General features: G+C 44.8%; 12 protein-coding genes. All 12 read right to left on the bottom strand.

Annotated elements, in window-relative coordinates:
* Positions 1–357: 357 nt before the first annotated feature.
* The 12 genes from O3627_RS07035 to gap all read right to left on the bottom strand — a co-directional run bounded on the left by O3627_RS07035 (position 358) and on the right by gap (position 13,680).
* Positions 358–531 (bottom strand): hypothetical protein, encoded by a 174-nt coding sequence (locus tag O3627_RS07035; protein WP_002916534.1) that lies wholly within the window; start codon positions 529–531, stop codon positions 358–360.
* 242 nt (positions 532–773) lie between these two features.
* A complete protein-coding gene (locus O3627_RS07030; protein WP_061592476.1) occupies positions 774–2,912 on the bottom strand; it encodes an ATP-dependent Clp protease ATP-binding subunit in 2,139 nt (712 codons plus the stop codon).
* A 457-nt stretch (positions 2,913–3,369) separates the two neighbouring features.
* Positions 3,370–4,134 carry an amino acid ABC transporter ATP-binding protein gene (locus tag O3627_RS07025; RefSeq protein ID WP_002899083.1) on the bottom strand — a complete coding sequence of 255 codons (765 nt, stop codon included), beginning with the start codon at positions 4,132–4,134 and terminating at the stop codon, positions 3,370–3,372.
* A gap of 12 nt (positions 4,135–4,146) precedes the next feature.
* Complete coding sequence (locus tag O3627_RS07020; RefSeq protein ID WP_002893845.1) at positions 4,147–4,833, bottom strand: amino acid ABC transporter permease; 687 nt, start codon at positions 4,831–4,833, stop codon at positions 4,147–4,149.
* Between the two features lie 3 nt (positions 4,834–4,836).
* Positions 4,837–5,529 (bottom strand): amino acid ABC transporter permease, encoded by a 693-nt coding sequence (locus O3627_RS07015; RefSeq protein WP_061592475.1) that lies wholly within the window; start codon positions 5,527–5,529, stop codon positions 4,837–4,839.
* A gap of 194 nt (positions 5,530–5,723) precedes the next feature.
* Entirely contained in the window at positions 5,724–6,608 is an 885-nt protein-coding gene (locus O3627_RS07010; protein WP_061592474.1) for a transporter substrate-binding domain-containing protein, read from the bottom strand.
* Positions 6,609–6,623: 15 nt separating this feature from the next.
* Positions 6,624–7,625, bottom strand: a complete 1,002-nt coding sequence (locus O3627_RS07005) for a uroporphyrinogen decarboxylase family protein (protein WP_343092124.1) — start codon at positions 7,623–7,625, stop codon at positions 6,624–6,626.
* A gap of 87 nt (positions 7,626–7,712) precedes the next feature.
* Positions 7,713–7,913: a hypothetical protein gene (locus tag O3627_RS07000; protein WP_343092125.1), complete on the bottom strand. Its 201-nt coding sequence runs from the start codon at positions 7,911–7,913 to the stop codon at positions 7,713–7,715.
* A 56-nt stretch (positions 7,914–7,969) separates the two neighbouring features.
* Positions 7,970–9,016: a uroporphyrinogen decarboxylase family protein gene (locus O3627_RS06995; protein ID WP_343092126.1), complete on the bottom strand. Its 1,047-nt coding sequence runs from the start codon at positions 9,014–9,016 to the stop codon at positions 7,970–7,972.
* 212 nt (positions 9,017–9,228) lie between these two features.
* The gene (locus O3627_RS06990) at positions 9,229–10,278 is read right to left on the bottom strand and encodes an LLM class flavin-dependent oxidoreductase (protein ID WP_032915067.1); all 1,050 of its coding nucleotides are present in this window, start codon (positions 10,276–10,278) and stop codon (positions 9,229–9,231) included.
* Positions 10,279–10,508: 230 nt separating this feature from the next.
* Positions 10,509–12,320 (bottom strand): glutamine--fructose-6-phosphate transaminase (isomerizing), encoded by a 1,812-nt coding sequence (gene glmS, locus O3627_RS06985; RefSeq protein WP_371621326.1) that lies wholly within the window; start codon positions 12,318–12,320, stop codon positions 10,509–10,511.
* A gap of 352 nt (positions 12,321–12,672) precedes the next feature.
* Positions 12,673–13,680 (bottom strand): type I glyceraldehyde-3-phosphate dehydrogenase, encoded by a 1,008-nt coding sequence (gene gap, locus O3627_RS06980; RefSeq protein ID WP_002899102.1) that lies wholly within the window; start codon positions 13,678–13,680, stop codon positions 12,673–12,675.
* Positions 13,681–13,722: the final 42 nt, after the last annotated feature.

The following is a 13,722-nucleotide window of genomic DNA, read 5'->3' as shown; positions in this document are numbered from 1 at the left end:
TTCTAAAAATCTCTGTATACATAACCGTCCAGCATGAAACAGTTATCATCCCGATAAGGAAGAATGTAAACCTTCCAAACAGATTCTTCAAAAATATTTTTTATGAATTGAGTCCCTACATGTGTAAGCAAGATTCCAAGATAGACCATGAGCTCAACCTTCACATCTGTCACTCTGATGCCTTGTGTCATCAGTCCCAAGAGTATCACTATCATCGTAACAAGAGGTAGACTAAAAAGCCAATCAGGTATAATTTTTTATTATTCTTAAAATTAATGAAAAACCCCGCCTCTTTTCAGCCGTCTTCGCCAAAGTTTCGGAGAAAGAGGGTACAGATTAACGGGGGTTCCAGCCAAATCAGCATCCTAAAAAGCCGCTTCCTATCTCTGTTCCGATATTTTCGTAATGAGCCTGGCCGGTTATTTTATCAACAACATAACCAATCCAGCCGCATAGAGTGCTGAGAATGGCAAAGATAATGACATTGAGCTTAATTGTAGTTACTGTTTCATAGCAGTCTGCTTTCGTCAAAAATTATTCATCTCTCTTGTTTTAAATCCTTCTGCATAAAGCTGATCCCCCTGATAGGCTAATATACTGGCTTTATAAAGTTGCTTGCTTTTAGGTTCTGTTAAGGAGAGTCAAGTTGATATTTTGGAATAAACGCTAATTTATTTCCAGAAAGGAGAGTTATTTGAAATTCATACTCAGCAAAAAAGACCTGCCGTCATCTAAGAAGGAGGTCTTTGAAAATTTAGTTGACTTAGTAAGCTTTATTCTGCCTGCTTGTCTTCTTCAGATGCGGCAGCGCCTTTTTCCCGGATAACCAAGACACCATCTTCCAAATCGGCCGTCAAGTGCTTAGCATCTAGATTATCCAAGTGGAAGTCAGTCACCTTGTCACGAATTTGCTGCTCGATGACACGGCGGAGTGGACGAACACCCATGACTTGGTCATAACCAGCATCGCGCAGGAATTCCTTAGCTGCATCAGATACAGCCAGATCAATTTCTTTCTTGCTCAAGGTTTGATTTACTTCGATCAACATGAGATTCACAATCTCCATCAAATCTTCTTTCTTGAGATGAGAGAACACAATAACCGCGTTGAAACGATTGAGGAATTCTGGACGGAAATAAGCTTTGAGTCGATCCATCAGATCTGGTTTTTCTGCATCCTCTTCCAAGCCTGCTTCATAGCCAAATCCGGCATTGGAAGTCGCAATGATGACCGTGTTCTTGAAGTTGACTGTATTCCCTTGACCATCCGTCAAACGACCATCATCCAGAACTTGAAGGAGAAGGGTAATCACCTGTGGATCCGCCTTTTCAATCTCATCCAAGAGAATGATAGAGTATGGATTGCGGCGCACTCGCTCGGTCAAGGTATTGCTGTTATCATCATAGCCGACATAGCCCGCAGTGGTACCAATCAGCTTGGAAACGGCAGTCCGGTCGGAGTATTCTGACATATCCAGACGGATGATGGCTTCCTTGGTACCGAACATATCTAGAGCCAGCTGCTTAGCCAGCTCAGTCTTGCCGACACCTGTCGGACCAACAAAGAGGAAGCTTCCGATTGGACGGTTGCCTTCATCAAAGCCTGCACGGTTTCGGCGGATAGCCCTAGCTACAGCTTCTACAGCCTTGTCTTGACCAATAACCTTGGCTTTGAGACGGTCATTCATGCCCTTGAGGCGCTCAATGTCGCTGGCACCCATTTGAGATACCGGCACACCTGTCATCCGCTCAACAGACTCTGCTACGTCGTTGACTGTAGCTGTCACCTTCATATCCTCAGTGTGGTTTTGAATTTTCTTTTCCAACTCTTCAATGCGGGTCTTGGCATTTAGAGCTGCTTCATAATCTTCTTTTTCAACAGCCGCTTCCTGCTTGTCTTTTTGCTCAGCAATCTCATTTTCAACCGCATGAACATCGGTTACTGGATGCTGGGCTGCCAAGTGGGCAGCAGTCACATCGACCAGGTCAATCGCCTTGTCTGGCAAGCTCCGTTGTGGAATATACTGGACAGAGTAGTCCACAGCTGCTTTCAGCACTTCATCTGGCAGGATGACATTGTGGTGCTTTTCATACAGGTCCCGAATGCCTCGAAGGATCTGATAGGTATCTTCGGCAGACGGTGCATTGACCTTGACTTCATTGAAACGGCGAGCCAGAGCTGCATTTTTGAGAATGGTGTTACGATACTCGTCCTGAGTGGTAGCCCCGATAACTGTCAACTCTCCACGAGAAAGTGCTGGTTTGAGAATATCCGCCATGCCCTTAGAGCCACTATCTCCACCGATAGATCCTGCTCCTAGGATTTGATGGATTTCATCAAAGAAGAGGATAATGTTGCCGGCTTCCTTGACTTCATTGACCAGGTTTTGGATATTTTCTTCAAAGCTACCACGATATTGGGTTCCAGCTTCCAGACCGGAAATATCAACAGAAATAATTTCCTTATTCTTGATAGCCGCTGGCACATCACCGTTGACGATAGCCTGAGCCAATCCTTCTACGACAGCTGTCTTACCAACTCCGGCGTCTCCGACCAATACAGGATTGTTCTTGGTTCGACGAGAAAGGATTTCTGCAGTTTCTTGGATTTCCTTATTGCGCCCAATGACTGGATCTAACTTACCATCACGAGCTTCCTGGGTCAGATTGCGACCCAGCTTAGCCAGGATACCATCTTGCTTAGGTCCTTGAGCAGTAGCTTGTCCAGTCTGCTCACCTGTTCCTTGACCAGGGAGCTTACCAGTAGCCCGGTACTGAGCAAACTCTTCCGGTGTGACCTCTCTACCATTAATCAAGTAGCGCCGATGTTCGCTGTTGTAGCCACCCATGCGCCCCATGAGTTGGTTGAAAAGGTCGTCCATATTGTTAAAATTGTTGTAGTTGTTGTTCATAGCATTACCTCGCTTTTTTCATATTTTGCTTTACATAATTTTTGATTTTACCAAAGTTTCAGATAAGAAATCTCTTCCTTATCCACTATAAATTTTGATTTGGGAGATCTTCTGCAATCTATTATTTTACATAACTTATTCTCTTTTCAAAAATCAAGACTGATTCAGTCTCTATTTTTATGAGTGATTTGATCTCTTTCAGAAGAAGATAATTTTACATAATTTTTAATCCTCCCAAAAATAATTGCCTTCCGGCTGTATTCATACCTTCTGATTAAATTTACGTAAACTTTTTTGTTTACAGTTGTAATTTTATCATGACAGAATTTATTTGTCAATAGATTTTACATAATTTTTTAAAATAAATTTACAGTTGTAATCGAAGTTATCGTTTAGGTCCTTTTCGTTCCTATAAAGACGCTTTTTTATAATAAAAATCTGGACATAATCCAGATTTTTAAATCATATACTCTACACTATAGCTGGCATCGGACAGAATGCGGGACAGAAACTGTTGGGTCCGCTCTTCCTTTGGACTGCTGAAGAATTCCTGAGGAGGGTTTTCTTCGACGATATGACCTCCGTCCATAAAGATGACATGGTTAGCCACATCACGGGCAAAGCTCATCTCGTGGGTCACAACGACCATGGTCACTCCCTCCTGAGCTAGCTGCTTCATGACACTGAGAACTTCACCAACCAATTCCGGATCTAGGGCCGAAGTTGGTTCATCCAGCAGGATGACATCTGGCTTGACAGCAATGGCACGGGCAATTCCAATCCGCTGCTGCTGGCCGCCTGATAGCTGCGAAGGATAATAGTCCTTGTAGGCCAAGAGGCCCACGCGCTTCAAGGACTCTTCCGCAATCTCAAGCGCTTCTTCCCTCGGTATCTTACGAGCGATCACTAAGCCCTCTAAGATATTTTCAAGGGCTGTTTTATTGGCAAAGAGATTATAATGCTGAAAGACAAAGGCTGTCTTTCTACGAATTTCCAAAATCTCCTTTTTGCTGAGTTTAGCCAAATCATAGTCCTTACCAGACAAAGTCAGCTGGCCGCTATCCGCTTTTTCTAAGTGATTCAGACAGCGCAGAAATGTTGTTTTCCCAGAGCCTGAGGGTCCCAGAATAACCACAACATCACCTTGATTGACCTTGAGACTGACATCTGCCAGCACCTGGTGCTCTCCAAATCGTTTGGAGATATGTTTTACTTCTAACATAATCTTTCCTTCCTAAGCAAGAGCATAGCGCTTTTCCAAGCCCCTAAAAATCCACTGAATCAAGCCACAAATAATGAGATAAATAACAAAAATCACCAGATAAGACTCTGAATACTGGTAAGAATGGGAGGCCTCTATCTTAGCCAAGGCTGTGATATCCTTGACCGTCATGACAAATACCAGCGAGGTTCCCTTGACTAGATTGATAACCAGATTGGCCAGATTGGGCAGGGCAGAACGCAATGCCTGAGGAAAAACAATCCTCCGATAGGCTTGAAAATTCGTTAAACCAATCGCCTGCGCCGCTTCCAACTGTCCTTTATCCACTGTCAAAATGGCAGAGCGCAGAATTTCCGACAAACTGCCTGTCGTCATCAGGCTATAGATGATGAAAGCATAGTAAAGCGGATTGAACTTAAAGACGTCTACCTGACTGCCCAGACTTTTGAAAATTTGATTCAGTAAGCTAGGAAAAAGACTGTAGAAAAAGAGAATGAGCAAAATGGGCGGCGTCGCCCGAATGAAGGCCAGATAAACCACCGAAAAGGTCCGCACACCTCGAACTTTATAAATCTGTCCCAGAGCTAGAAGCAGAGCCGGAATAAAGCTGAGCAGAATAGCCACCACCATAATGATCAGGGTTACTGGAATGCCTTTCAGAGTAACCAGAAAGGTATTTACAATATAATTCAAATCCATGCTTTACCTCTCCTTGACAGTCAGACTTTTTTCCAGAAGCTGGGAAGCCAGTGAAACCACTAGGGCAATCCCCCAGTAAATCAAGGCCACCGCTGTATAGGTTTCGAGGGAATAATTGCCCAGATTCCGGCTGATGAGATTTTGTCCTGCTCCCATGACATCAACTGCTCCAATCGTATAAGCCAGCGCAGCATCCCGCATGAGGTTAAGCAGAGCGGTAGTGAGATTGGGTAGGGCGATGCGAAAAGCCTGTGGTAGGACGATGCGCAGAAAAGTCTGCATCGGTGTCAAGCCAATACTGAGACCTGCCTCGGTCTGTCCCTTGGGAACAGCAAGATAAGCTGCCTTGAAGACTTCCGCAATCATAGCCGCAAAGAGCAGAATCATGGTGATGATGACAAAAACAGTCCGCGACCAATTATTGATATCCAGCCCCAGCCACCATTCTAAAAACTCTGGAATGCCATAAAAAACCAAGAAAAGCAAGACAATAGGCGGTGTACATCTAAGAATAAATATATATCCTCTAGCCAGGCCAGCAAAAGACTGCTCCTCAGCAATCTGACCCCAAGCCAACAGACCACCCAGCAATGAGCCAATCAATGCTGTCACAAACATAATCCATAAAGTGGTCGGCAGAGCCTGCAGCAGACTAGGCAGCAGGCCAAAGACACGGGATAAGTCATACGAGACCATAATTTTCTTCTCCTTCGACAGTGATTAGATAGAATAAGCTTCTCCTGGACGGGCACTTTCAGATTGGAGCAGCCTTGCTCTCTCTTTGAAAATTCCTTCAAACAGCATCAAGGTCAGCTTAGAAGCCACCAGCACTGTATTCAGCTAGCTTCTCAGTCAGCCTTTGATTTTCCGTGATCAGCAGACAGCAGCCACTAATCCTTGTCCACATAAGAGAAGACATCTTCTCCGAAATATTTCTCAGATAGTTTAGCCAAGGTTCCGTCTTTTTCCAGTTCCTTAATTGCCTTCTCGTATGCTTTGGCAAATTCTTCATTTTTTTCGTTTTTATGAAGCAGGGGATAGGTCGGAATCCCCTTGTAAGGAAACCAAGTCAGTTGATCCGCATACTGATGGTAAGAACCTTCCTTGTCCGTCACTGCTTTTTCAAACGACAGCTTGATGTCAAAGAAAGCATCGTAGCGCCCTTCCAGAACCCAAGCATAAGCATCAGCTACCTTGAAGGACTCTGCTGCAGTCAAATCAATAGGAGCACCGCTATGCTTTTTGTTATACTCTTCGATAACGGCCCATTGAGCATTCTGCGGAGAGATTGGTACCAGCTTACCCTTTTCCTTGGCAAAATCATCAATAGTCTTGTATTTTTCAGCGTCTTCCTTTCGGATAGTGAAACCGATAATGCTAGCCCCGATTGGGCTTTCTGGAATGATGAACTTCTTCGCCCGCTCTTCGGTGTACCATGCTCCCTTGGTTCCAATATCATATTTCCCAGATTCCAGACCGACTAAGAGATCCTCGTCACTAGTACCAGTATATTCAAACTGATAGTCTGGCAACTTCTCATCAATGGCCTTGAGAACAGCAACCTCATAGCCATCTGATTCTCCCTTTTCATCCACAAAGTCATAAGGAACATAGTTCTGTGTATGTGCCACTTTCAAAGTCGTGACCTTACCGCTGCCTGATGCAGAGCTGCTTGTCTTGTTAGATGAAGCACCTGTCAAGGTTCGCCCCAAATAAGTCGCCGCTACAATAGCAATCACTGCTGCTCCACCAATAATCCATTTTTTCTTGCTCATTCTTTCGTCTCCTTCTTATGTTAAGCTTGCTGCTTGGCGAACCCACTGAATCCGCTCTGTCTTAATATCGCTTGGAATAGTACAGTCAGCCCCGATAATCAAAGCTTCCTTGCCAGCCTCTGCTATCAGTCGCTTGGTCTCGTCTTGAATAGCCGCTTGACTGCCCGTGTAAAGCAGGCCGTCCTTGCCATTTTCAAAGCCACCCAGAACAGTGCGACCGCCAAACAATTCCCGTCCCTCCGCTAAGCTGATGCCTTCTGGCCCCACTGCCCAGTTGATGACCTGAGCTGGATAATCTGTGAAAAGATGAACATCATTTCGCGCGCCTTCGTAACCGCAAATGTGCAGGATATTCACTCCGCCAGCGGCATTGGCTGCTTCCAGCACCGCCAATTCACTAGGAGCAATAAAAGCCTTATAGTCTTCAGCCGACACCCGTGCATCCTGAATGCTCTGAACGCTGAGGTAGATTCCATCCGCACCAGCTTCCTTGATAATCCGCTCCGTCAGAGCTGCAATATCTTGAGCAATCACATCCAGCACCCGCTTCGTGAGCACTGCATCCTCTGCCAGGAAATCTGCAATGATATCATCCCCTCCGGCAACCTTACCGACCAACCATTTGAAGTAGGTCACTGGCGCAAAAATATTGTAAATAGCGACCAAGTCCTCTGTAAAGCCAGCCCTAATCTTCTGAACCAGTTCCACCTGCTCACTAATCCAAGGGTGGTCAGCACCTAGCGGCTCAATATCTGCTAACTCCTTGATAGATTGGACTTTTTTCAAGAGTTCATTAGGATAGGAAAAATAACCATCACTCATCAACTTGATAAAGTCTGGGTCGACTTCTGCCAGAAAAGCTTGATGACCAGCCAGATTTTTATCAATAATGGCCTGATTTCCAAAACCAGCCAGCCACTCATCCTCGCTGGTAAAATGATGCCAGAAACCAACTGGCACTCGGTCAACGGGCTCTCCTCTGAAAGCCTTCAGTACTAATTCTCTTTTTGAAGTCATCTTCTCTCCTTTTTTATTATCCTTATTTAGCCAATGGGTTGTTTTTTAGCTTGCTCATTGAGCTAAGTCAACCTTTTAGTAAAAATTCTAATCAGACAAGAGCAGAGCAGCGATATCATTGGGCTGCATCAATCCAGTTGATTGCTCAGGCAGTCTCTTGAGCACCTGCAAATCATCTTCTTTTTTGTCTGAAGACTGGTGAGCGTAAATTTGACCGATGCTCAGAAATGTTCCTATTATCAAGAATATCAGAGCAAGAGCAGCAAGCCTTTTTTGATACCAGTTCATCTATCTTCCTCCTTGAAAGAGTTGAAAATTACTCTTTGATTGCTTTGGCAAATCTATCAGAACTGACTAGCTGCCTGACGAATCCAGTCCAGTCTTTCTACTTCGAAATCATCTGGTACAGTGCAGTCAGCCCCTAGAATCACTCCTTGACTGCCAGTTTCAGCCAGCAGCCGCTTGGTCTCAGTCTCTAACTCTGCACGACTGCCCGTATTTAGAAGAGCTGCTCTGCCATTTTCAAAGCCGCCCAGGACAGTCTGACCGCCAAAGAGCTTGCTCCCTTCCGCTAAGCTGACTCCCTCATGATGGGTTGCCCAGTTAAACACTTGAGCCGGATAGTCTTTAAACAGTTCCAAATAATTGCTGGCCCCTTCAAAGCCGCAAATGTGGAGAATATTCTGACCACCAGCCGCATTGGCCGCTTCCAGGACCTTAACCGTACTAGGCTCAATATAACGACGATAACCGGCCGCATCTACCCGACCGTCTTGGATTTGCTGGGTACTGAGATAAATCCCCTCAATGCCCGCTTCCTCAATGATACGTCTAGTCAAAATAGCAATATCACCGGCAATGACATCTAAAATATGTCCTGTCAGCTCAGGATCCTCTGCTAGAAAATCTGCAATTTCTCTATCTCCTCGCGACCCTTCCCTGCGGAACCAGCGCTTGAGATAGGAGACCGGCGAAAAGATATTGTAGAAGGAAGCGAGGTCCTCCGGATAGCTTTCTTTCACAGCCTTCACCATCTCAATCTGCTGCTCAATCCAAGGATGATGCTCACCGATAGACTGGATAGCTGCCAAGTCCCGAATGGACTCAATATGATCCGAATAAAGCTCGCTGGGATACTTAAAGAAGCCATCGCTCATAATCTTGACAAAGTCTGGCCGTGCAGCTCGAACATAAGCAGCATGCCCCTCAACACTTTTATTGAAAATCACTGGATTGTCCAGGCCCAGCATCTTTTCCTCTTGGCTTACAAAGTGAAACCAGAATCCAACAGGCACTCGGTCAACTTCTTCACCCCGAAAAGCTCTCAGCACTAATTCTTTCTTGCTGGCCATTACTTCCTCCTTCTTTGAATTTGTAATATATCTTACCATCCCCTCCTTCTCCTGGGAAATATATTTTCCCTATCAGCCTGATTAAAAATATTTATCAAAGCAAAATAAAAAAGCTAGACTAAGCTAGCTTTTTCAAGGCTTTTCAGACTCTGCTGAACAACCTTGTTTTTTGTACCTCTTTTAGATAAGTACCATATATATTTTCTATAGACGAGATAGGTAATTTTTATCAAAAAACTGCTACTCCGATCTTACTTGCCCTTGGCCGCAAAATACTCCCGCACGAGCGGTGCAACCTTGGTGCCAAAGAGTTCGATAGACTGGAGAACCTGCTCATGCGGAAGCGATCCCAACGGCAGATGCAGCATGAAGCGGTCCAGTCCCAGCTCCTCTATCATCTTGATCAATTTCTGAGCGACCTTTTCTGGGCTACCGACAAACATGGCCCCCTCTGGTCCTACCTGATCTAGGTATTGCTCATAGGTCATCTCCCGCCATTGAGGACGGTCCTTAGAGATAGCGTCCACTACCTGCTTGGTAGGATGGAAGTAAGTCCGGATCGCCTCCTCATTATCCTCCATGACCCAGCCCCAAGAGTGGGCAGCGATCTTCAACTTTTCATCTGAGTGGCCACTTTCCTGCCCAATCCGGCGATACGCATCCAGCAAGGGTTTGAAGCGCTTAGGCTGTCCACCGATAATGGCATACGCAATTGGCAGGCCCTTCTGGGCGACCTTAATGGTGGACTCGACATTGCCCCCCGTCGCTACCCAAACTGGCAATGTTTCTTGCACAGCCCGTGGGTAGACTTCCCGATTGTCAATAGTCTGCGTCAGCTTGCCCTTCCAATTTAGCCGAGTCTCGGCACTGGCATAGAGGAGCAGGTCCAGCTTTTCATCAAAAAGCTCTTCATAATCCTTCAAGTCATAGCCAAAGAGCGGAAAGGACTCGATAAAAGAGCCACGGCCAGCCATGACCTCTGCTCTGCCATTTGACAATGCATCAATCGTCGCATACTGCTGGTAGACTCGAATAGGATCCAAGCTCGACAGGACACTGACAGCACTGGTCAGGCGAATCTTCTCCGTCTTGATCGCACCAGCCGCCAGCACAATCTCCGGCGCAGAGACCGCAAAGTCCTCCCTGTGATGCTCTCCAATGCCATACACGTCCAGCCCCACCTTGTCTGCCAGCTCAATCTCTGCTACCAGCTGCCGAATCCGCTCGTCATGAATATAGGTTTGCCCTGTCCCCTCCAGCGGCGTTGTCTCTCCAAAAGTAGAAATACCTAATTCCACCATGTTTTTGTCCTCCTGATATTTAAGATAAAAATATTTTATCACTAATTAGTGATATATACAAAAATGATGCTCATCCTATTTGTCCATCTGTATGAAATAGGATGACTGTCGTCAGCATGGCTTTGCCATGGTCGAAAGAGACTTCCAAAGAGCATCGTCACCAAAATACCATACCAAAAGCCCCAGAAAAATCTGAGGCTTAGTATTATTATCAAGATTCGTTAGAAAGCTTACTCTACAGTGACAGACTTAGCCAGATTACGCGGTTTGTCAACATCCAGACCACGGTGCAAGGTTGCAAAGTAAGCAATCAATTGAGTTGGTACCACCATAGAGATTGGTGACAGGTAAGGGTGAACCTGATTGAGTACGATATCGTCACCTTCTTTAGCTACATTCTCCTCAGCAATAGTCAGCACCTTGGCACCCCGAGCTACGACTTCTGAAATATTGCCTCGTGTATGACTAGCCAAGACTTCGTCTGAAAGCAGGGCCAAAACCGGTGTTCCATCTTCAATCAGAGAGATCGTACCGTGTTTGAGCTCACCAGCCGCGAAACCTTCACACTGGATATAAGAAATTTCTTTGAGTTTTAAGCTAGCTTCCATCGCCACATAGTAGTCTTGACCACGGCCGATATAGAATGCATTGCGGGTCGTTTCCAGAAGGCCACGGACTTTATTGTCGATCAACTCCTTTTCTGACAAAGTGGACTCAATAGACTGCGCAACTATGGACAGCTCGTGAACCAAGTCAAAGGCTGCCGCTTTTTCAGAAGCATTGGCATCGCCAACAGCTTTAGCCAAGAAAGCCAAGGTTGCGATTTGAGCTGTATAGGCCTTAGTAGAAGCAACCGCAATCTCAGGACCTGCATGCAGCAGCATGGTATGATTGGCTTCCCGAGAAAGCGTAGAACCTGGAACATTGGTCACGGTCAAACTTGGAATACCCATCTGATTCGCCTTGACTAAGACCTGACGGCTGTCAGCTGTTTCACCAGATTGGCTGATAAAGATAAAGAGAGGCTTCTTGCTAAGGAGCGGCATGGCATAGCCCCACTCAGAAGCAATGCCCAGTTCAACAGGTGTATCCGTCAGCTCTTCCAGCATACGCTTAGAAGCATAGCCAGCATGGTAAGAAGTTCCAGCCGCAAGGATATAGAGACGGTCAGCTTCCTGAACAGCCTTGACAATATCCGCATCTACTGATACTTGCCCCTTATCATCTGTATAAGCGCTGATTAGCTTACGCATCACAGTTGGCTGCTCGTCGATTTCCTTGAGCATATAGTATGGATAAGTTCCCTTACCGATATCGGACAGATCTAACTCAGCAGTATAGCTTTCACGCTCCAGAGTATGCCCGTCATAATCTTGCACTTCCACACTGTCTTTACGGACAATAACCAGCTCTTGATCATGAATTTCCATAAACTGACTTGTCTCGCGAATCATAGCCATAGCATCTGAGCAGACCATATTGTAGCCTTCACCCAGTCCGACTAGAAGAGGGGATTTATTTTTAGCAACATAGATAACATCTGCATCTTCTGAATCCACCAAAGCAAAGGCATAAGAACCACGGATAATGTGGAGAGCTTTTTTAAAGGCTTCTAAAAGACACAAGCCTTCTTCTTCAGCGAATTTGCCAATCAGATGCACAGCAATCTCTGTATCTGTCTGCCCCTTGAAGTCATGACCAGCTAGATAATTATTCTTAATATCAAGGTAGTTCTCAATCACACCGTTGTGAACCAAGACAAAATGGCCAGTCTGTGAAGTATGAGGATGGGCATTGTTTTCACTTGGTTTCCCATGAGTAGCCCAACGAGTATGTCCGATACCAGTAGTCCCAGCAACATCAATGCCAATTTTAGCATGTAGGTCAGCGATACGACCGACAGACTTGACAAGACTAGAAGTTTTCCCTGTTGTTACAAAAATTCCAGCTGAGTCATAACCTCGGTATTCCAGCTTTTCCAAGCCCTGCATCAAGATATCAGTTGCATTGCGATTTCCGACAACTCCGACAATTCCACACATAACGTTACTTCTGATTTCTAACCTTAGAAACCAGCCCTTCTTATTGAAAATTGGTATAGTCTTCTTGGAGTATAAAAACTCCAACAAGGCTAGTATACACACTGTTTTTTGGTTTGTCAAGTGTAAAATTGGTATAGTTTTCTTTAAGAAAAGTATGCTTAGCTTCTCTTACCGCAAAATAGCTCCTTGAAGCATTTAGAAAAATGGACAGATATAACAAAAATGACTTTCTATATGACTAAAAATTTGGGGAAATAGAAGCTCAATAAACCACAGACCTGTCTTTGATGATTTTCACAAAGCAAGGTACAGAAAAAGAGACTCAAATGAGCCTCTTTCTTTTACCATTGAATTATTTAGCGATTTTCGCGAAGTATTCAAGAGTACGTACAAGTTGTGCAGTGTATGACATTTCGTTGTCGTACCATGATACAACTTTAACCAATTGTTTGCCGTCAACATCAAGAACTTTAGTTTGAGTTGCGTCGAACAATGAACCATAAGCCATACCTACGATATCTGAAGATACGATTGGATCTTCTGTGTAACCGTATGATTCGTTAGCTGCTGCTTTCATAGCTGCGTTTACTTCATCAACTGTTACGTTCTTTTCAAGAACAGCAACCAATTCAGTAACTGATCCAGTTGGAGTTGGAACGCGTTGTGCAGAACCGTCCAATTTACCATTCAATTCTGGGATAACCAAACCGATAGCTTTAGCAGCACCAGTTGAGTTAGGAACGATGTTTGCAGCACCAGCACGAGCACGACGAAGGTCACCACCACGGTGTGGTCCGTCAAGGATCATTTGGTCACCAGTGTAAGCGTGGATAGTAGTCATCAAACCTTCAACAACACCGAAGTTGTCTTGAAGTGCTTTAGCCATTGGAGCCAAGCAGTTTGTAGTACATGAAGCACCTGAGATAACTGTTTCAGTACCATCAAGAATGTCGTGGTTAGTGTTAAATACAATTGTTTTAACATCATTTCCACCAGGAGCAGTGATAACAACTTTCTTAGCTCCACCTTTAAGGTGTTTTTCAGCAGCATCTTTCTTAGCAAAGAAACCAGTTGCTTCAAGAACGATTTCTACACCGTCAGTAGCCCAGTCAATTTGTTCTGGGTCACGTTCAGCAGAAACTTTAACGAATTTACCGTTAACTTCGAATCCACCTTCTTTAACTTCAACAGTACCATCGAAACGACCTTGAGTTGTGTCGTATTTCAACAGGTGTGCAAGCATTACTGGATCTGTAAGGTCGTTGATGCGAGTAACTTCAACACCTTCTACGTTTTGGATACGACGGAAAGCAAGACGACCGATACGACCGAAACCGTTAATACCAACTTTAACTACCATTCGTGATTTCCTCCTTATGAAAATCAAAAAATTTTTATGTGA

It is taken from the genome of Streptococcus sp. 27098_8_82 (assembly GCF_041431615.1).
Lineage (GTDB): Bacteria > Bacillota > Bacilli > Lactobacillales > Streptococcaceae > Streptococcus > Streptococcus sanguinis_K.
The sequence above is the reverse complement of the archived record's forward strand: the minus strand, read 5'-3'. Positions and strand labels throughout refer to the sequence as shown.